The organism is Kitasatospora sp. Xyl93 (genome assembly GCF_055383135.1).
The window spans coordinates 3,541,244-3,560,559 of the sequence record NZ_AP029185.1; the positions used below are offsets into that span (position 1 = coordinate 3,541,244).

General features: G+C 75.5%; 17 protein-coding genes. 8 read left to right on the forward strand and 9 right to left on the reverse strand.

What is annotated here, in order from left to right; all coding sequences use genetic code 11:
- Nucleotides 1–28: 28 nt before the first annotated feature.
- Nucleotides 29–685: an ArsR/SmtB family transcription factor gene (locus tag ACZ5GH_RS15715; protein WP_464334520.1), complete on the reverse strand. Its 657-nt coding sequence runs from the start codon at nucleotides 683–685 to the stop codon at nucleotides 29–31.
- Between the two features lie 157 nt (nucleotides 686–842).
- Between ACZ5GH_RS15715 and ACZ5GH_RS15720 the strand changes: the two genes are divergently transcribed.
- From ACZ5GH_RS15720 to mug, 4 genes are all read left to right on the forward strand, one after another.
- Nucleotides 843–2,204 (forward strand): MFS transporter, encoded by a 1,362-nt coding sequence (locus ACZ5GH_RS15720; protein ID WP_464334521.1) that lies wholly within the window; start codon nucleotides 843–845, stop codon nucleotides 2,202–2,204.
- 780 nt (nucleotides 2,205–2,984) lie between these two features.
- Nucleotides 2,985–4,064 carry an aminopeptidase P family protein gene (locus ACZ5GH_RS15725; RefSeq protein ID WP_387753225.1) on the forward strand — a complete coding sequence of 360 codons (1,080 nt, stop codon included), beginning with the start codon at nucleotides 2,985–2,987 and terminating at the stop codon, nucleotides 4,062–4,064.
- 109 nt (nucleotides 4,065–4,173) lie between these two features.
- Nucleotides 4,174–5,271, forward strand: coding sequence for a phosphatase PAP2 family protein (locus tag ACZ5GH_RS15730; RefSeq protein ID WP_464334522.1), 1,098 nt, complete (start codon nucleotides 4,174–4,176; stop codon nucleotides 5,269–5,271).
- 14 nt (nucleotides 5,272–5,285) lie between these two features.
- Nucleotides 5,286–5,918: a G/U mismatch-specific DNA glycosylase gene (gene mug / locus ACZ5GH_RS15735; protein ID WP_464336833.1), complete on the forward strand. Its 633-nt coding sequence runs from the start codon at nucleotides 5,286–5,288 to the stop codon at nucleotides 5,916–5,918.
- Between the two features lie 10 nt (nucleotides 5,919–5,928).
- Here mug and ACZ5GH_RS15740 read toward each other — a convergent pair whose 3' ends face one another.
- The gene (locus ACZ5GH_RS15740; RefSeq protein WP_464334523.1) at nucleotides 5,929–6,942 is read right to left on the reverse strand and encodes a LysR family transcriptional regulator; all 1,014 of its coding nucleotides are present in this window, start codon (nucleotides 6,940–6,942) and stop codon (nucleotides 5,929–5,931) included.
- A gap of 140 nt (nucleotides 6,943–7,082) precedes the next feature.
- Between ACZ5GH_RS15740 and ACZ5GH_RS15745 the strand changes: the two genes are divergently transcribed.
- Entirely contained in the window at nucleotides 7,083–8,087 is a 1,005-nt protein-coding gene (locus ACZ5GH_RS15745) for an NADP-dependent oxidoreductase (RefSeq protein ID WP_464334524.1), read from the forward strand.
- Between the two features lie 73 nt (nucleotides 8,088–8,160).
- Here ACZ5GH_RS15745 and ACZ5GH_RS15750 read toward each other — a convergent pair whose 3' ends face one another.
- Nucleotides 8,161–9,150 carry a sigma-70 family RNA polymerase sigma factor gene (locus tag ACZ5GH_RS15750; RefSeq protein ID WP_464334525.1) on the reverse strand — a complete coding sequence of 330 codons (990 nt, stop codon included), beginning with the start codon at nucleotides 9,148–9,150 and terminating at the stop codon, nucleotides 8,161–8,163.
- Between the two features lie 74 nt (nucleotides 9,151–9,224).
- On the opposite strand from ACZ5GH_RS15750, the gene ACZ5GH_RS15755 reads away from it, so the two are divergent.
- Nucleotides 9,225–9,914, forward strand: coding sequence for an NAD(P)H-dependent oxidoreductase (locus ACZ5GH_RS15755; protein ID WP_464334526.1), 690 nt, complete (start codon nucleotides 9,225–9,227; stop codon nucleotides 9,912–9,914).
- Between the two features lie 70 nt (nucleotides 9,915–9,984).
- Here the strand turns inward: ACZ5GH_RS15755 and ACZ5GH_RS15760 are convergent, their stop codons facing one another.
- The 3 genes from ACZ5GH_RS15760 to ACZ5GH_RS15770 all read right to left on the reverse strand — a co-directional run bounded on the left by ACZ5GH_RS15760 (nucleotide 9,985) and on the right by ACZ5GH_RS15770 (nucleotide 12,540).
- Entirely contained in the window at nucleotides 9,985–10,941 is a 957-nt protein-coding gene (locus ACZ5GH_RS15760; protein WP_387753125.1) for a M48 family metalloprotease, read from the reverse strand.
- A 3-nt stretch (nucleotides 10,942–10,944) separates the two neighbouring features.
- Nucleotides 10,945–11,370, reverse strand: coding sequence for a BlaI/MecI/CopY family transcriptional regulator (locus ACZ5GH_RS15765; RefSeq protein WP_387753122.1), 426 nt, complete (start codon nucleotides 11,368–11,370; stop codon nucleotides 10,945–10,947).
- Nucleotides 11,371–11,631: 261 nt separating this feature from the next.
- Nucleotides 11,632–12,540, reverse strand: coding sequence for a DMT family transporter (locus ACZ5GH_RS15770; protein WP_464334527.1), 909 nt, complete (start codon nucleotides 12,538–12,540; stop codon nucleotides 11,632–11,634).
- Here ACZ5GH_RS15770 and ACZ5GH_RS15775 point away from each other — a divergent pair.
- Together ACZ5GH_RS15775 and ACZ5GH_RS15780 are read left to right on the forward strand one after the other, a co-directional pair.
- Nucleotides 12,539–13,993, forward strand: a complete 1,455-nt coding sequence (locus tag ACZ5GH_RS15775) for an aminotransferase-like domain-containing protein (RefSeq protein WP_464334528.1) — start codon at nucleotides 12,539–12,541, stop codon at nucleotides 13,991–13,993. The two genes, ACZ5GH_RS15770 and ACZ5GH_RS15775, sit on opposite strands and share 2 nt — an antisense overlap.
- A 114-nt stretch (nucleotides 13,994–14,107) precedes the next feature.
- A complete protein-coding gene (locus ACZ5GH_RS15780) occupies nucleotides 14,108–15,004 on the forward strand; it encodes an IS982 family transposase (protein WP_464333288.1) in 897 nt (298 codons plus the stop codon).
- Between the two features lie 20 nt (nucleotides 15,005–15,024).
- Here the strand turns inward: ACZ5GH_RS15780 and htpX are convergent, their stop codons facing one another.
- The 3 genes from htpX to ACZ5GH_RS15795 form a co-directional block, all read right to left on the reverse strand.
- Nucleotides 15,025–15,888, reverse strand: a complete 864-nt coding sequence (htpX, locus tag ACZ5GH_RS15785) for a zinc metalloprotease HtpX (protein WP_387753113.1) — start codon at nucleotides 15,886–15,888, stop codon at nucleotides 15,025–15,027.
- 236 nt (nucleotides 15,889–16,124) lie between these two features.
- Entirely contained in the window at nucleotides 16,125–17,693 is a 1,569-nt protein-coding gene (locus tag ACZ5GH_RS15790) for an NADH-quinone oxidoreductase subunit N (RefSeq protein WP_387753111.1), read from the reverse strand.
- A 56-nt stretch (nucleotides 17,694–17,749) separates the two neighbouring features.
- Nucleotides 17,750–19,306, reverse strand: coding sequence for a complex I subunit 4 family protein (locus ACZ5GH_RS15795; RefSeq protein ID WP_387753109.1), 1,557 nt, complete (start codon nucleotides 19,304–19,306; stop codon nucleotides 17,750–17,752).
- Nucleotides 19,307–19,316: the final 10 nt, after the last annotated feature.

A 19,316-nucleotide genomic window follows, 5' to 3' on the forward strand; every position in this document is an offset into this window, starting at 1 on the left:
CCCACCGCACCGACAGTCGGCCCGGAATTTATGATTCCGTGCCCGGTCGGAGACCGTAGAGCAGGGTGAAGACGGTCACGTCCAGCGCGTCCTCGGCCGAACTCGGCCCTTCCTCGTTCAGTTCGTCGAAGATTTCGGCCAGTTGGGAACGCAACCGGTCCAGCCGGTCGGGGCTGAGCCGCAGCGCGAAGTCCGCGAACAGCCCGGACGGCGGGCCCGGGTCACCCGGCGCCCGGCCGAAGTCCAGCCGGCCCTCGGCGATCCTGGCGCGGAAGTCGGACCGCACCCGATCCATCGCGGCCAGGACGGCGTCGTACGCCTCGGAGCGGGTCGGGGAGCCGGCGGTGAACATCCCCGGGGCCAGCCGGATCGCCCCCTGGGCGGCCCGGTAGCGGCTCTCCACGATGCCGGAGACCAGCCGGGTGCCGGCCACCAGGACCAGCCCGGCCTTCTCCAACTGCTTGATGTGCCGGTAGAGCTTGGTCTGCGGCTCGTCCAGCGCGGCGGCGAGCTCCTTGGCCGTCAGCGGGCGGTCCTCGGAGGACTGCAGGGCGCCGAGGATGGCCAGGCGCAGCGGGTCGGCCAGCGCCTTGAGCACCGCGACGTCGGACACCTGGCGTTCCTTGACCCAGGTGACGGGCTGCTGCTCGCCGCTGTCGGCGGCTTCCGGTGCGTGCTCGACCACGGGGCCACCCTTCCAGATCGGCCGCTCCGTCCGCAATCACGCCCCGGTGAGCGCTCACCATCGAGCTATCGATCACCCTTGCGCAAGCAATCACGATTCAGAGATCATTCACATGAACGTGAATGACTGCGGCGATCGCGAACGATGGAGGCAGGACATGACGGACCAGCCGACGACGACGGCACCGACGCGACTCCGACCGGACGACGCACCGCCAGCCGCACTCTCTCGCTCCGAGCCGACACCGTCCGAGCCGCCGCCGACCGAACCGACACCGTCCGTACCACCGCCGCCCGTACCGCTGCGGCGCAACCTGCGGTTCCAGGCCCTCTGGGCCGGCCAGGCCTCCGCGACCCTCGGCATGGTGATCGGCGACACCGCCTTCCCCCTGCTGGTCCTCGCGCTCACCGGCTCCTCCGCCGCCGCCGGGGCCTTCGGCGCCGTGCAGATGGCCACCACCCTGGTGCTGGGCGTCCACGGCGGCCTGGTCGCCGACCGGGTGGACCGCCGCCGGGTGCTGATCACCGCCGACGGCGCCCGGCTGCTCGCCCTCGCCAGCGTCCCGGCGGCCCTGGCGTTCGGCCCGCCGCACCTGGCCCACCTGCTGCTCGTCGCCGCCGTGATCGGCGCGACCGTCGCCTACAGCGGCCCGGTCCGGCTGCTCGCACTGCGCTCGGTGGTCCCGCCGGAGCAGCTGTCCCAGGCGCTGGCCCAGGACGAGGCCCGGATGAGCGGGGCGGCGCTGGCCGGACCGCCGCTGGCCGGGTTCCTGTTCGGGCTCGGCCGGGCGGTCCCCTTCCTCGGGGCCGCGCTCGCCTCACTGCTCGCGCTGGCGGCCGCCCTCGCGGTGCGCTTCCCCAGCCCGCACGAGTCCGGGGCTCCCGGCCGGCGTGCCGGGGGCGGCGCCCTGGACGGCTTCCGCGTCCTCGCCGCCTCCCCGCTGCTGCGGGCCGCCCTGGCCGTCCTGCTGGTGATCAACCTGACCGGGGCCGCGCTGCTGCTGCCCGTCATGGTGCTGCTGCGCGAGCACGGCACCGGCAGCGCCGGGATCGGCCTGGCCCTCGCCGGCGAGGCGGTCGGGGCGCTGGCCGGCGCCACCCTGGTCGCCCGGCTGCACCGGCTGGCCGGCCCCGGCATGCTGCTGCTGGCAATGGGCTGGATCACCGTCCTGGTCCCGCTGGCGCCGCTGCTGCCCGGCGGGACGCCGACCGTCTTCGCCGCCCTGTTCGTGTTCGGCGCGGGCGTGCCGGCCATGCGGGTGATGCTCGACCTGCTGGTCTTCCGCCAGGTGCCGGACGCGCTGCGCGGCCGGGTGATCGCCGCGACCATGACGCTGCTCACCGCCGGCATGCCCGCCGGGACCTTCCTCACCGGTCTGCTGCTGGACCGCTCCTCCCCCGCCGCCGTACTGGTCGCGATCAGCGCCCTGCTCGCCGCCGCCCTGCTGGTCGCGACCGCGAGCCGCACGCTGCGCCGCGCCGCCTGGCCCGCCGAGGGATCGGGCGCCCCGCAGGACTGACCCCGGGCGTGACCGGTGCCCGGGCAGGACTCTCGCCCGGGCAGGACCTTCACCGGGGCGGACCGTCGTCCGGCCAGGAACCAGCACCCGGGCCCGGCCGCCGGTCACCCGCACGGCCGCTCGCCGCATGCGGCGGGCCCGGCAGACGGGTGAACTGACCGCGTACCGCCCGCCCGGGGGCCTTCCCGGAGCGGCCGCGGCCCCGTCGCACCGGAGACCCCGCGCCACCCGTGCGATCCGTCCGGCCCGCCGGCCCGTTCAGCCGTGTCCGGCAACCGACGCGGGTCCGGCCCCGGCCGACCGGCCGAGCCACGGCGGCGCCGCACCGGAGGAGGACCGGATGAGTTCCACGGACGCGCCCCCGCCCGGCCGCACCGGACGCGCCCGTCCCGGCACGCCTGACGCCCCCGGCACCCCCGGCGGCGGACCCCGGCGGCCCGGCTGGGCGGCCGCCGCCCGTCGGCCGTCCTGGCCGGCGCTCGTCCTGCTGGCCACGGCCGCGCTGGCCGGCCTGCGCCTCGCCCCGGCCGCCGCGTCCCCCGGCCCGGTCCGCGCCCGCCCCCGCCCCGCCCCGGCACCGACGGGCCCGCCGGCGCGCTGCCGGCCCGACGGGGAGCCGCCGACCCGCCGCCCGGACCGCACCGGCGCCTCCCCGAGGGCTTCGCCAACTGGACCGGGAAGTGATGGAGTTGACCTGACGAAGGCTCAGCCGAGCCCGTCCGGCCCAGAGGAGGACCCGCCGTGCCCCGCCCCTTCACCGTCGAGGACCACACCGCCCGGATGGCCCGCGCCACCGCCGAGGCGACCGCCGCCGGGCTGGCCGGCCTGGTCGTCGCCCCCGGCCCCGACCTGGTCTACCTGTGCGGCTACTCGCCCACCGCGACCACCGAGCGGTTGACCGCCCTCGTCCTCACCGCCGGGCGCGAACCCGCCCTGGTGGTCCCCAGGTTGGAGCGTCCGGACGCCGAGAAGGCGGTCGGCGCCCCGGCCGTCCGGCTGCTCGACTGGTCCGACGGCGCGGACCCGTTCGCCACCGTCGGCCCGCTGCTCGACCCGGCCGGACGGTACGGCGTCTCCGACAACACCTGGGCGCTGCACCTGCTCGGCTTCCAGGCCGCGCTGCCCGGCGCCTCCTTCACCTCGTTCACCGACAGCCTGCCGATGCTGCGTGCCGTCAAGGACACCGAGGAGCTGGACCGCCTGGCCGCGGCCGGCGGCGCGGCGGACGCCGCCTACCGGCGCATCCTGGAGGTCCGCTTCGCCGGCCGCCGGGAGTCCGACGTGGCCGCCGACCTCGGCGCGCTGCTCATCCAGTACGGGCACAGCCAGGTCGACTTCACCGTGGTCGGCTCCGGCCCGAACGGCGCCGATCCGCACCATGAGGCCGGTGACCGGGTCATCCGTACGGGTGACACCGTGGTGCTGGACTTCGGCGGTCTGAAGGACGGGTACGGCTCCGACACCACCCGTACGGTGCACGTCGGCCCGGACGTCCCGGACGAGGTGCGGAAGGTGCACGGCCTGGTCCGGCTGGCCCAGCAGACCGCGTTCGAGGCGGTCCGCCCCGGGATCGCGTGCCAGGAGATCGACCGGATCGCCCGCCGGGTGATCACCGAGGGCGGGTACGGCGAGTACTTCGTCCACCGCACCGGCCACGGCATCGGCACCACCACGCACGAACCTCCGTACCTGGTCGAGGGCGAGGAGCGGCCGCTGGTGCCGGGCATGTGCTTCTCGATCGAGCCCGGGATCTACCTGCCCGGCCGGTTCGGTGTCCGGATCGAGGACATCGTCACCGTCACCGAGGCCGGTGGCCGCCGCTTCAACAACACCCCGCACGAGTTGGGCATCGTGGCCTGACCGTCCCTGACCGACCGTCCAACCGGGTGCCGACCGAATCGGATGTTCTTACGATCCGGTCATATTTCACCCAGAGTCCTCCAAGTTTGGATTGCTAGTTTCGGTGCGCATGACCAAGACCCTCCCCCCGGCCCCGCACGACGTGCGGGCCGGGCAGCCGCGCCCGGTGCCTCCGCCCCGCCCACGCGTGACGGGCTGGTCGAGACTCCGCTGGCTGGCCTGGCCGCTCTACCTGACGTGCCTCCTCTGGTTCCTCCGGACCGAGGGCATCCCCGCGGCCAACGACGTGCTGTTCCTCTGGCTGATCACCGCCCTGCTGACCGCCGCCGTGCACAGCGGACACGGCCCCCGCGGCTTCCTCCTGGTCCTGCGCGACTGGGTGCCGGTGATGGCCGTGGTGTGGACGTACTCGCTGCTGCGCGGCTACGGCGCACACACCCCGTGGGCCCCGCACTGGCTGCCGCAGCTGCGCTTCGACGAGGTGCTCGGCTTCGGCGAGACCTGGACCGTCCGGCTCCAGCACGCCCTCTACGACTCCGGCTCGCCGCACTGGTACGACTACGCCGCGGTGGCCGTCTACCTCTCGCACTTCTTCGTCGTCTACCTGCTGCTCGCGGTGCTCTGGCGGCGTGCCCACCACCGGTTCCGGCAGCTGCTCGCCGCCTACCTGGCGCTCACCTTCGCGGGCTTCGCCACCTACATCCTCTATCCGGCCGACCCGCCGTGGCTGGTCTCCCAGGAGGGCAACCTGCCGCACCTGTCCCGGGTGGTCTGGGAGGTGATCTCGGTGAGCGGGCTGCCGCAGGCCGACTCCCTGCTGGAGAACGGCAGTCAGTTCGCCAACGACGTCGCCGCGATGCCCTCGCTGCACTCCGCCTACCCGGCGATGCTGCTGTTCTTCTTCTGGCCCACCGCCGGGCGCCGGCTGCGGGCGGTCCTGGTCGCCTACCCGCTCGCGATGACCTTCACCCTGGTCTACGGCGCGGAGCACTTCATCATCGACGTCTTCGTCGGCTGGGCCTACGCGGCCGCGGTGGTGTTCGGCCTGCGCCGGCTGCGCAACCGCCGGGCGGCGGCCGCGACTTCGGCTTCGGCTGCGACGGCTTCGGGCGTGACGACTTCGACGACCCCGACGGCCCCGACGGAGAGCACGGCCAAGGGCGCGGCGAAGGACACCGCGAAGGGCACGGCAGACTTGGCCGGGTGAATCCGAGCCCACCGATGAAGCCCACCGCCGAGCAACTGCTGGCCGCCAAGGACACCACCATCCCGGACGTCTCCGGCCCCGGGCTGCGGGTGCTGTTCTGCGGCATCAACCCGGGCCTGTGGTCCGGCGCCACCGGGCACCACTTCGCCCGCCCGGGCAACCGCTTCTGGCCCGCCCTGTACCGCTCCGGCTTCACCGAGCGCCAGTACCGCCCGGACGAGCAGCGGGAGTTGCTCGCGCTCGGCCTGGGCATCACCAACGTCGCCCCGCGCACCACCGCCAAGGCGGACGAGCTGACCGCCGAGGAGCTGCGCGAGGGCGGCGCCGCGCTGCGCGAACGGGTGCTGCGGCTGCGTCCGCGCGTCCTGGCGGTGCTCGGGATCGGCGCCTACCGGACGGCGTTCGGGCAGCGCCGGGCCGCGCTCGGCCGGCAGCCGGAGCGCATCGGCGACACCGAGGTGTGGGTGCTGCCGAACCCCAGCGGCCTCAACGCCCACTACACCCTGAACGGACTGGCCGAGGAGTTCCGCAGGCTCCGGGAGGCCGTCGACGGCCGCACCGACGAAGACCGGTCCGAGGAGGACCGATCCGAGGAGGACCGATCCGTCGAGGACGAGACGGCCGAGGACCGGCCGGCCGGGGACTGAACCGTCGCGGTCAGACCCCCGAGGCCTGACCGGCCGAGGGCCGGGCCGCCGACAGCCCGGCCGGGAGCGGCAGTTCGCGCAGTTCGCGGATCAGCGCCCGGACGGCGGCCGCCCCGGCCAGCTCGGGCGTGGTGACGTACCCGACGGAACGGCTGGGCGGCTGGGGCCCGAGGTCGGTGACGGCGAGGCCGGACGGGGCGCCGAGCAGCGCAGTCCGGGGCATGATCGCCATGCCGAGGCCCTGGGCGACCAGCGAGAGCGCCACCGTGTCGTCCTCCACGTCCACGGTCGCGGGCGGGATCCAGTCCTGCCGCTGCCACCAGTCCCGGGTGTACGAGCCGCAGTTCTCGTCCCAGTCGACCAGCGGGAGTTCGCGCGGCGCCGGGTGGCCCTGCGGGTGCGCCAGCGCGTACGACTCCTCGTACAGCGGCACCGCGACCAGGCCCGGTACCGGCGGCGGACCGCCCGCGTCGAGCGTCGCCAGCCCGAGGTCGGCGCGCCCGTCGGCGACCTCCCCGGCGGTGCCGCGGCCGATCTCCCGGACGATCCGGACCCGGGTGCCGAGCCCGGGGTGGCGCTCGGCGAGCCGGGCCAGGACGGGCGGGAGCAACTGGGCGGCGGCGCTGCGGAAGGCGGCGATCCGCAGCGTGCCGGTCAGCGGCCCGTCCGCGGCCCCCGCGCCGCGCACCTCGGGGCCCATCGCGTCCAGCAGCCGCAGGATCCGACGGGCGTACGCCACCGCCCGCGCGCCGCCCTCGGTGGGGCGTGCGCCGTGGCGCCCGCGGTCGAAGAGCACCGTGCCGAGCTTCCGCTCGCAGGCGCGCACGGCGTGCGAGACGGCGGACTGGGTGGTGCCCAGGCGTGCGGCGGCCGCCGTGAAGCTCTGCTCCTCCTCGACCGTGACCAGGATCCGCAGCTCGTGCGGGGCGAGGTGCCGGCCGGAGTCCGGGCCGGGAAGCGCGGCGGAATCCGGGGCGGAATCCGGGCCGGGACGCGGGCCGGGACGCGGGGCGGGAGCGATCATGCGCCCGAATCTAACCCGCGATCCATCGACTCCGCTCATGGATGCCGCCGTTCCATCGACCGGCACCCCTGCCCGGCCGCTCCCGCGCTTCCTACGGTGATCACGTCCCGCCGGCCACCGCCCACCTGGAGCAGCACCCGATGTCCCGTCCCACCGCCCGCGCCGTCCACCTGATCTCCCGCCCCGACGGCGCGCCTACCGCCGCGAACTTCGCCTTCGTCGAGGAGACCGTCCCGGCCCTCGCGGCGGGCGAGGTCCTGGTCGAGAACCTCTACCAGTCCGTCGACCCGTACATGCGCGAGGAGATGGACGAGGGCGGCTGGGCGCTGCACGCCCCGCTGGAGGGCCGCACCCTCGGCCGGGTGGTGGAGTCCCGGGCCGACGCCCTGCCGGTCGGCGCGCTGGTCCAGCACCGCCGGGCCTGGCGCACCCACTCGGTGGTCACCGCCGAAGGAGCGAGCCCGCTGCCCGACTTCGCCGGCGTCCCGCTCAGCGCCCACCTGTCGGTGCTCGGCGGCACCGGCCTGTCCGCCTGGGTCGCCCTGACCAGGATCGCCCGGCTCCAGCCCGGCGAGACGCTCTTCGTCTCGGCGGCCGCCGGCGGCGTCGGCACCGCCGCCGGGCAGCTCGCCCGCCTGCTCGGCGCCGGACGGATCGTCGGCAGCACCGGCTCCGCCGCCAAGGCCGCCCGCCTCGTCGAGCGGCTCGGCTTCGACGCCGCCTTCGACTACCACGACGGCCCGATCGCGGACCGCCTGCGCGAGGCCGCCCCCGAGGGGCTGCACGCCTACCTGGACAACGTCGGCGGCGACCACCTGGAGGCGGCGATCGGCGCCCTGCGCGAGCACGGCCGGATCGCCTGGTGCGGCGCGGTCGCCCAGTACGACCGGCTCGGCGACCCGCCGGCCGCGCCGCGCAACCTGTACGACGTGGTCGGCAAGAGCCTGCGGCTGGAGGGCTTCCTGGTCCGCAACCACCTCGACGCCCGGCCGGAGCTGTACGACTTCCTGGTCCCGCACCTGCGCTCGGGCGCCGTCGTCCCGGACGAGACCGTCGTGGACGGCTTCGACCGGGTGGTGGACGCCTTCCTCGGCATGCTGCGCGGTGCCAACACGGGCAAGATGCTGGTCCGGATCGCCGACTGACCGGCCCCGGCCCCACCGCGCGCGCCCGCCCGACCGCAAGCCCCACACCGCGCGCCCGCACGGCTCGCCGTGCTCACCCCGCCAGGACGGGCAGGACAGGCAGGACGGCCAGGTCGAGCGCGGCGAGCCGGGCCGGGTCCGCCACCACCTCGTAACCGGCCACCCGGCCGTCCGCGACCGCCATCCTCAGCACCAGCCGCAGCCGCCCGTCCGGGGCGATCAGGATGCCGGGAAGCCCGTCCACCAGGGCCACCGCGCCGTAGCGGGCCCGGCGGCCGAAGACCGTGGTCTCCCGGGCGACGGCCCGCGCGCCCCGGGCCACCGGCGCGAGGCCGGGCCCCAGCGCCGCCGGATCGGCCCGGCGCACCACGTCCGGGGCCAGCACGGCCAGCAGGTCGGCCAGGTCCCCGCCCCGGGCGGCGGCCACGAAGGCCTCCACCACCCGCCGGTGCCCGGCCAGCGGCTCCGGGGGCAGCGCGGCCGTCCCGCGGACCCGCTGCCGGGCCCGGCTGGCCAGCTTCTTGGCGGCCACCGGGGTCCGCCCGACGATCGGCGCGATCTGCTCGAAGGGCACCGCGAAGCCGTCGTGCAGCACGAAGGCGACCCGCTCGGCCGGGCCCAGCCGGTCCAGCACCACGAGCAGCGCCCGGCCCACCGACTCGATCAGCAGCGCCTCCCGCTCCGGCTCCGGGCCGCCGGCCGCCGGGTCCGGCAGCGCCTCGCCGGTCGACTCCTCGCGACGCGCCGCGCGGGCCCGCAGCAGGTCCAGGCAGATCCGGGAGACCACCGTGGTCAGCCAGCCGGGCAGGTTGCCGATCTCCGCCGGATCGGTGCGGGCCAGCCGCAGCCAGGCCTCCTGCACGGCGTCCTCGGCCTCGCCGGTCGAACCGAGCATCCGCTGGGCGATCGCCCGCAGCCGGCCACGCTCGGCCTCGAACCGCTCGCCCGTCGCCCCGGCGTCCCGTACCGGGGCCGCCGGCGCTCCAGCCGCCGATGCTCCAGCCGCAGGTGCTCCGGCCCCCGGTGCTCCGGCCGCCGTTCCCGGCATCGCGTCGCGGTCCATCGGTCACCTTTCCTCGGCGGGGCTCGTCACCGCTATGACGATCCGTCCCCCTCCGAGGTGACCAGGAGACCCCCATGACCTCCGCCACGCTGCTCCACCTGGACTCCAGCATCAGCCCGTCCGGCTCGGTCAGCCGCGCCCTGACCGCCCGCTTCGCCGACGCCTGGCGCGCCCGGCACGGCGCCGCCGCCCGGCACCGGCACCGCGACCTCGCCGCCGACCCGGTGCCCGCGGTGGGCGCCCCCTTCGACGCCCTCGGCCGCCGCACCGAGCGTAGGGGGACACTCCCGCTGGACGACATCGGCCGCCTCGCCGAGGGGCCGGACGAAGCGCGCGAGTGGGCGCTCAGCCGCCCGTTGATCGAGGAACTGCGGGCCGCCGACGTCCTGCTGATCGGCAGCCCGATGTACAACTACACCGTCTCGACCGGCCTCAAGGCCTGGATCGACCGGGTCACCCTCCCCGGTGTCCACCACGACCCGGAGAGCGGCGAGCCGCTGCTGCGCGAGAGCCGCGTGGTGGTCGTCGCGGTCCGCGGCGGCGGCTACGCGCCGGACACCCCGCGCGCCCACTGCGACTTCCAGGTCCCGTACCTGCGGGCGTACTTCGACCGGATCGGGATCGCGGCGGAGCACCTGCACGTGGTCACCGCGGAACTCACCAGGGCCGCGGACGTCCCGGCGCTGAACGCCCTCCAGCCGCTCGCCGTCGAGTCGCTGGCGGCGGCCGGGGCCGCCCTCGACGACCTGGCCGCGGCGCTCTGAGCCCGCCCGGCCCACCGCTCCGAGCCCGGCACGGCGCTCCGAGCCCGCCCCGCCCACGGGGCGACAGGCCCTACAGCGGGGTGACGGCCTTGAGCACCACCAGCAGGGCCACGGCGGCGTTGAGCGCGCACAGCGCCGACGCCGCCGTACCGATCGCCGCGACCATCGCCGCCAGGCCCGCCGGGGTCTTGGCCGGCGGCCAGTTGCGGGAGGTCGGCACCGGGCCGAGCAGTGCGGCGACCCGGCGCGGCACCGGCCCGGCCGCCGCGGCCGGGGAGGCGAAGGCCGCGAAGCCGGGGACCGGGGCGGCGTGCGAGACCAGCGCCGCCCGGGCCACCGCCCGCGCGGTGATCCGGCGGTCCCCGACAGCCTGCGCCGAGTCCTCGTCCGCCCACCGCTCCGCGCTGTACGCCACCGCGTGCTGCAGCGGCCGCAGGAACGGGTTGACGCAGGCGGCGAGCTGGGTGGCCAGCAGGTACCGGTGGTGCCGGTGGCGCAGGTGCGCCCGCTCGTGGGCGAGCAGCGCCTCGCGCTCGTCGGCGGCCAACCCGGCCAGCATCCCGGTGGAGACCACCACCCGGCCGGGCGAGCCGGGCAGGGCGTAGGCGTACGGGCTGCGGTCCGGCAGCACCGCGAGGTCGCCGGACTCCCCCGGCCCGGCGGGCAGCCCGCTCAGCGCCCGGCGGGCCCGGGTCCGCACCCGCAGGTGCCGGACGACCGTCCGGGCGCAGGCGAAGCCCACCAGGGCCAGCAGCCACATCACCACGGTGCCGACCGTCTCGTGGTACGGCAGCGCGGCCCGCACCTCCGGGTCGGACCAGCTGTCCGGCAGCGGGTTGCCGGGGATCTGTGCGGTGCCCACCACGCCGATCAGCCCGAGGCAGAGCACGCTGCACAGCGCCAGCACCGCGCTGATCACGGTCATCAGCCGGGCCGCCCCGCGCGGGTGCAGGTGCTGCTCGGTCAGCCGCGCGATCGGGACCGCGGTGAGCGGCAGGACGAGCGGGAGGAAGACGAAGACGCCCACGGCTCAGCTCTCACGGTCGGTCGCCGCCGGATCGGCGGACGCGGCGTCCAGCAGCGTCCGGAGCAGTTCCTCGTCGTGCGGCAGCAGCGCGGTGACGAAGCTGGCCAGGACGGCGTCCCGGTCCGCCTCGCCGTCGAGCATCCGGCGCATCCGCAGCGCGGCCAGCCCGGCGGCGTCCGAGGAGGCCTGCCACAGGTAGGAACGGCCGGAGCGGGTCCGGGTCACGGCGTTCTTGGCGTGCAGCCGGGACAGGATGGTCATCACCGTGGTGTACGCCAGGTCGCCCTCCAGGCGTTCCTGGACCCATCCCGCGGCGGCCGGGCCGGGCGCCTGCTGGAGCACCGCGAGCACCTGGGCCTCCAGCTCGCCCTGACCGCGGCGGCGGGCCGGCGCGTCCCCGGCCGCCGGGGCGTTCCTCTCGTCTGCCATGGCGGCCCACTCCCTCCGGATGCCGCGCCCGGACCATCGGGCGCGGGATCATCCTAACGAGCGAGGGGCCGCCCGGGCCGGTCGGAGCCGGGTCGCCGGGCGTACGGCGGGCGTCCGCACGGCACCGCGTTCCGCGCGCGCACGGTGCCGGGGACGATCTTGGGTCTTGTCTCACGTGTGCGACCCCGCGCTCCGCGCCCACGGTGCCGGGATCGACGGTGGCCCGGCAGTGCCCGGCCACGCCGCCGCGGCGCCCGCGGGTCAGGTCCGGGCCCGCTGGGTGACGGCGATGCAGACCAGCACCACCACCGCGGTGACCGGCGCCGCCGCCGGCAGCCGCTCGCCGAGCAGCAGCACCGACCAGACCAGGGTCAGCAGCGGCTGCGCGAGCTGGAGCTGACTGGCCCTCGGCACCCCGATCCCGGCCATCCCCCGGTACCAGAGCACGAACCCGCCGAGCTGCGAGACCGCCGCCGTGTACGCCAGCCCGACCAGCGCCTCCGCCCCGAGCCGGACCGGCTCGGCGCCCAGCCCGAGCGCGGTGGTCAGCAGCGTCGCGGGCAGCGCGGCCACCACCGCCCAGGCGATCACCTGGGCGCCCGGCAGCTCCCGGGAGAGCCGCCCGCCCTCGGCGTACCCGGCGGCGCAGAGCAGCAGCGCCACGAACAGGTAGAGGTCTGCGGTGGTCGGCCGGCCGTGGCTCTGCACCAGGGTGAACGCGAGGACGGCGGCGGCCCCGGCGAGCGCCGCCGCCCAGAACGCCCCGGACGGCCGGCGGCCGGTGCGCAGCGCCGCGACCGCCGCCGTGGCCAGCGGCAGCACGCCGATGACGACCGCCGAGTGGGCGGTCGAGGAGGTGCGCAGGGCGAGCGTGGTCAGCAGCGGGAAGCCGAGGACGCAGCCGCCGGAGACCACCAGCAGTGCGGGCCAGTGCCGGCGCCGCGGCAGCGGGGCGCGGACGGCCGCCAGGTAGAGCACGGCCAGCAGGCCGGCCAGGGCGCCGCGCAGACCGGTCGCGGACCACGGGCCGAAGCCGGTCAGGGACCACGCGGTGGCGGGGAAGCTGAGCGAGAAGGAGGCCACCCCGAGGGCCGCGAGGGCGGTGCCGGAGGCGGGGGCCGTTCGAGGTGCTACCGCCGGGGGGCGGGTAGCGCTATCTTGTGCCGTCATGAACGAGCGTAGCAGTGTGGCCGAACTCGCCGACACCCTGCGGCGGGAGGTCGAGCGCTATCCGGAGGGACGGAAGCTGCCCTCCAGCCGGGCGCTGGTGGAGCGCCACCAGGTCAGCCCGGTGACGGTCTCCCGGGCCATCGCGGTGCTCGTGGCCGAGGGGCTGGTGGTCTCCCGGCCGGGCTCCGGGGTGTTCCGGGCGGCGGCCTTCGCCGCGGCCCCGGCCGTCCCCGCCGCACCGGCCGGCCGGACCGGCGACCTCTCCTGGCAGCAGATCGCGCTCAGCGCCGACTCCGGCCCGCGCGACCTGCTCGCCGCCCCGGTGTTCGCCACCCTGCGGGTGCCCCCGCCGGACGTCATCGACCTCAACAGCGGCTACCCGCACGCCTCGCTGCTGCCCGAGCGGCTGCTCGCCGCCGCCCTCGCCCGGGCCGGCCGGAGGCCGGGCGCCTGGAACCGCCCGCCCACCGACGGCCTCACCGAGCTGCGCGGCTGGTTCGCCCGCGACATCGGCGGCCACGGCGGACCGGTCGGCGCCGGGGACGTCCTGGTCACCTCCGGCGGGCAGAGCGGGCTGACCGTCGCCATGCGGGCGCTCGCCGCGCCCGGCGCGCCGGTGCTGGTGGAGTCGCCGACGTACTCGGGCATCCTGGCGGTCGTCCGGGCGGCCGGGCTGCGGCCCGTCCCCGTCCCGGTGGACTCCGACGGCGTGCGCACCGACCTGCTGGCGGACGCCTTCGAGGCCACCCGGGCACGGGTCTTCGTCTGCCAGCCGCTGTTCCAGAACCCCACCGGCGCGGTGCTGTCGCCCGGGCGGCGGGCGGAGGTGCTGCGGATCGCCCGGGCGGCCGGGGCCTTCGTGGTCGAGGACGACTTCGCCCGGCTGCTGGTCCACGCGGACGCCCCCGCGCTGCCGCGCCCGCTCGCCGCCGAAGACCGCGACGGGGTCGTGGTCCACCTGCGCTCGCTGACCAAGGCGGCCTCCCCCAACCTGCGGGTCGGCGCCCTCACCGCGCGCGGCCCGGCGCTGGCCCGGCTGCGGGCCACCCAGGTGGTGGACAGCTTCTTCGTGCCCCGGCCGCTCCAGGAGGCCACCCTGGAACTGGTCGCCGACCCCGCCTGGGCCCGCCACCTGCGTGCCCTCGGCGCCGAACTGCGCGACCGCCGCACCGCCGCCGTCGCCGCCCTGCACCGCGAACTGCCCGGCGTCCTCGGCGCCCACCGCCCCGGCGGCTACCACCTGTGGCTGCGGCTCCCGGACGGCGTCGACGACACCGCCCTCGCCGCGGCCGCCCTGCGCGCCGGCGTCCAGCTCTCCCCCGGCCGCCCCTACCACCCCGCCGAGCCCCCGGCCCCCCACCTGCGCCTCAGCTACGCGGCGGCCGAGAGCGCCGCCCAAGTCGTCGAGGGCGTCCACCGCCTGCGCCTGGCGTTCGAGGAGGCGGCGGGCTGACGCCCTGGGGGTGCCCGGCTCCGGCCGTGCGGACGCCTAGACGAGTAGTTCCGAAGTGGGCTGGGTTTGCCGGTTCTGCTCCGGGCATGCAGGAAGGGTGTCCAGCATCGGGTTGTGACGACCGAAGAGCTGGACACCCTCCTGACGGCACTCTACGTGCAGATCGATGATCACCTGCCCCGAACGCGGTGGTTGGGCCGCCCGCCGTTGCTGACGGACTCCGAACTGGTCTGCCTGGCCGTGGCCCAGGTGCTGCTCGGCTTCCACTCAGAGGCCCGCTGGATCCGCTTCGCCCAGGCCCATCTGCGCGGCATGTTCCCGAACCTGCCCGGCAGGCCCGGCTACAACAAGCGCCTGCGCGCGGCACGGCCGCTGCTCCAGCAGGCCGTGCGCGACCTGGCCCGGGCGACCGACCTGTGGGGCGACCCGGTGTGGATCACCGACTCGACGCCCGTGGAGTGCGGCCGCTCCCGCGACACCGTCCGCCGCTCGGCGCTGGCCGGCTGGGCCGGCTACGGCTACAGCCGCTCCCACTCGCGCTGGTTCTGGGGCCTGAAGCTGCACCTGGTGTGCACCCCGGCCGGCCTGCCCGTCACCTGGGCCCTCGCCAACCCCAAGGTCGACGAGCGCGAGGTCCTGGCCGCGCTCGTCGAGACCGAGCCCGGTCTCGTGCGCGAGCGGCCCGGCCTGCTGATCCTCGCCGACAAGGGCTACGTCTCCGCCGAACTCGACCGCTTCCTCGACCAGTACGGCATCCAGCTGCTGCGACCGTCGTACCGCAACCTCGCCCCTCGCCCGGGCGAGGGACTGCTGAAGTCGGTCCGCCAGCTCATCGAGTCCGTCAACGACACGCTCAAAGGCCAACTCGGACTCGAACAACACGGCGGCCGCACCATCGAAGGCGTCGGCGCCCGGGTCGGCCAGCGGCTGCTGGCGATGACCTGCGCGATCTGGCACAACCGGACCACCGGCCAACCCGTCACCCGCTCACTGATCGCCTACGACCACTGACCGACTTCGGAACTACTCGTCTAGCCCCGGCCGCCGGCCATCCGCTCCAGGCGGGCGATGCGTTCGGCCATCGGCGGGTGGGTGGAGAAGAGCCTGGCACCGGCCTCGCCGGGCCGGAACGGGCTGGCGATCATCATGTGGCTCGCCGTCTGGAGCTGCGGCTCGGGCGGGAGGGGCAGCTGACGGGTGCCGGCGTCGAGCTTCCGCAGGGCGCCGGCGAGGGCCAGCGGGTCGCCGGTGATCCGGGCGCCGTCGGCGTCGGCCTGGTACTCGCGGGAGCGGCTGACCGCCAGCTGAATCAGCCCGGCCGCCAGCGGGCCGAGGATCATGATCGCGAGCATTCCGAACAGCCCCGGGCCGTCGTCGTCCTCGTCGCGCCCGAACGGGATCAGCCAGGCGAAGTTCACCAGGAACATCACCACCGAGGCGAGCGCCCCGGCCACCGAGGAGATCAGGATGTCCCGGTTGTAGACGTGGCTCAGCTCGTGCCCGAGCACGCCCCGCAGCTCGCGCTCGTCCAGGATCCGCAGGATGCCCTCGGTGCAGCAGACCGCCGCGTTGCGCGGGTTGCGGCCGGTGGCGAAGGCGTTGGGGGCCGGGGTCGGGGAGATGTAGAGGCGGGGCATCGGCTGGCGGGCCGAGGTGGAGAGCTCGCGGACGATCCGGTACAGCCCGGGTGCCTCGAACTCGCTGACCGGCCGGGCCCGCATGGCCCGCAGCGCGATCCTGTCGCTGTTCCAGTAGGCGTAGGCGTTGGTTCCGAGGGCGACCAGCAGGGCGATCACGAAGCCGGTGCGTCCGAAGAGTCCGCCGATCACCAGGATCAGCGCCGAGAGGCCCCCGAGCAGGACGGCGGTCCTCAGTCCGTTGTGCCGGCTGTGCACGTCAGGCCCTCCAGTGGTGCGGTGGGGAAGCCCTTTCTGCCTCGTCCCTCTTGCCCGGTCAACGGGTGGGGCCGGGGACCTTGTTCCCTTGTGACCGACGCGACACCGACGCGACACCGCCGTGGAACCGCCGGGGAACCGGCAGCGGGACCGACGGGGAACCGCCGGGCCGGTACCCCCCGGCCCAGCCCGCCCCGGCCACGGCACACCCCGGCCCGGGCCCGGCGTGCCCGGGCTCAGAACAGCGAGCCGCCCGCGACCTGGAGGACCAGCTGCGGCGCCACCGAGAGGACCACGGCCGCCGAGGCGGTGAGCCCCAGCGTCGCGGTGAGGCTTGCCGGCAGGCGGTGCCCGGTGGCGGCCTCCCCGAGGGGCTCCTCGCCCGCCGGGGCGAACAGCCGGGCCGTCCACAGCAGGTAGTAGTACAGGGCGACGACCACGTTGACGGCCATCACCACGGCCAGCCAGCCGAGCCCGGCGTCGACCGCCGCGCGGAACACCACGACCTTGCCGAACAGGCCGACCACGCCCGGCGGCAGCCCGGCCAGGCAGAGCAGGAAGAAGGCGAGCGCCAGCGCCGTCCAGCGGTTGCGGGCGAACAGGCCGCGGAACTCGTCCACGCTGGTCCCGGCCCGGCGGCCGACGGCGGCGACCACCCCGAAGGCGCCGAGGTTCACCACGCCGTAGATCAGCGCGTACGCGGCGGTGGCGCCGAGCGGGTCCACGCCGTCGGGCGCGTAGCCGGCCGCGGCGAGCGGCACCAGCAGGTACCCGGCCTGGCCGACCGAGGACCAGGCGAGCAGCCGCACCGCGCTGTACCGGGTGTCGAAGCGCTGCCGCAGCGCGCCGACGTTGCCGACGGTCATGGTGACGGCGGCCAGCACCGCGAGCACCAGGCCCCAGGTGTGGGCGTACGGGCGGAAGGCGACGGTGGTGGCGAGCGCGAGCCCGGACAGGCCGGCCGCCTTGCCGACCACCGAGAGGTAGCCGGCCACCGGCAGCGGCGCGCCGGTGTAGGTGTCGGGCACCCAGAAGTGGAACGGCACGGCGGCGACCTTGAAGGCGAAGCCGACCAGGGTCAGCACCGCGCCCGCCTCGGCCAGCGGCCTGAGCCGGCCGGGGGCGTGCTCCAGGCCCTGGGCGACGGCGTCGAGGTGCAGGCTGCCGCTCGCCGCGTAGACGAAGCCGACGCCGAGCAGCATCACGGCGGTCGCGGTCACCGAGGAGACGAAGAACTTGAACGCGGCCTCCGCGCCCCGGCCGTCCCGGCGCAGCGCGACCAGGGCGAAGGCGGGCAGCGAGGCGACCTCCAGGGCGATCACCATGGTGGCGAGGTCGCGGGAGGCCGGCAGCAGGGCGGCGCCGGTGGCGCTGGAGAGCAGCAGGAACCAGTACTCGCCGCGCGGCAGCTTCTCGCTCTCCACGGTGTGCGCCGACAGCAGCGCCGCGATCAGCGCGCCGCCGAGGGCGAGCAGCTGGAACACCAGGGCGAAGTGGTCGGCGACGTACGAGCAGCCGCCCGCGGCGGGGCCGCTGATGGATGGAGTGTCAGACCCCCCTGCTACGTTCTGCGCACAGAATGTCGCTCGGGGTGATCCACCGGTGAGGGGAAGGAGCGCGATGAGGGCGAGGGCGAGTCCGGCCGCGGTGAGGCGGCCGAGCCACTTCCTGTGCCGCTCGGGCAGGAAGAGGTCCGTGAGCAGCACGACGAGGGCGGCCACGGCGGCGATCAGCGGGGGCGCGATCGCCACCCAGTCCACGGACTGGATCAGGCTGCCCGGGTTGGCTACGGCGAGGGAGGTCACAGTGTGCTGCCCCGTGGAGTGAGGTCCGAGTGCGGCGGTCTGGGCTGCGAGCACGGTCAGCCACCCCCGAGGAGGTGCTTGACGGCGGGGTCGGAGAGGCCGAGCAGCAGCGCGGGCCAGAGGCCGGCGAGCAGGGTGAGCGCGGCCAGCGGCGTCCAGCTGACGGCCTCGTACGGGCGCAGGTCGGTGAGCTCGGCCACCGGTGCGGGCTGCGTGGGGTCCCCCATGCAGACGCGCCTGACCACGATCAGGAGGTACGCGGCGGTGAGGAGGGTGCCGAGGCCGGCCAGGACCATGTAGGTGACGAACGCGGGGCGCGACAGGCCGTCGGCCGGGTCGAACGCGCCGAACATGGCGAGCAGCTCGCCCCAGAAGCCGGCCAGGCCGGGCAGGCCGAGGCTGGCGACGGCGGCGAAGGCGAGCAGCACGCCGAGCCGCGGGGCCCGGCCGTACAGGGCGGCGCCGGTGGCGCCGGAGAGGGTGTCGAGGTCGGCCGTGCCGTAGCGGTCCTTGAGCGCGCCGACGACGAAGAACAGCAGACCGGTGATCAGACCGTGGGCGATGTTGGCGAACAGCGCGCCGTTGACGCCCACCGGGGTGAGGGAGGCGATGCCGAGCAGCACGAAGCCCATGTGGCCGACGGACGAGTAGGCGATCAGGCGCTTGAGGTCGCCCTTGGCGCCGGGGCGGGCCAGCGCCAGGCAGGCCAGTGAGCCGTAGACGATGCCGACGGCCGCGAAGGCGCCCAGGTAGGGCGCCAGGGTGGCGGCGCCGTCCGGCACGACCGGGAGGAGGACGCGGACCAGGCCGTAGGTGCCCATCTTCAGCAGCACGCCGGCGAGCAGCACCGAGCCCACCGTCGGGGCGGCGGTGTGGGCGTCGGGGAGCCAGCTGTGCAGCGGCCAGGCGGGGGCCTTGACCGCGAGCCCGACCAGGATCGCCAGCGCGGCGACCACCTGGGTGGTGTGGCTCAGGCCGCCGCCGTGCGCGGTGGCCAGGGCCTGCATGTCGAAGGTGCCGGCCTTGCCGCCGATCAGCAGGAAACCGAGCAGCATCACCGCCGAGCCGAGCAGCGTGTAGAGGATGAACCGGTTGGCGGCCGGCACCTTGGCGCCGCTGCCCCAGCGGGCGATCAGGAAGTACATCGGGATCAGAACGATCTCGAAGGCCACGAAGAAGAGCAGGAGGTCCAGCACCGCGAAGGTGGCGAGCATGCCGACTTCGAGCAGGAGGAACAGCCCGACGAAGGCCTGCGCGGAGGGCACGTCCGCCCCGTCCGGCAGCCGCTTCTCCGAGTACAGCGCGCAGAGGAAGGTGAGCAGCGCGGTCAGCACGACCAGCGGCAGCGAGACGCCGTCCACCCCGAGGTGGAGGCGCACGTCCAGGGCCGGGATCCAGGACACGTCGGTGGTGGCCTGCATCCGGGCGGGCTCGTCGTGGTCGAAGCCGGCCGCGAGGGCGACGGCGAGCAGGAACACCGCACCGGTGACGACGGTGTTCAGCCGCAGTGCCCGCCGGCCGGCCACGGCCCGGTCCGGCCCGAACACCGGCGCCAGGGTGAGCGCGGCGCCGAGCAGCGGAAGCACCAGGAGGGCGATGAGGACTGCGTTCATCGGGGGCTCC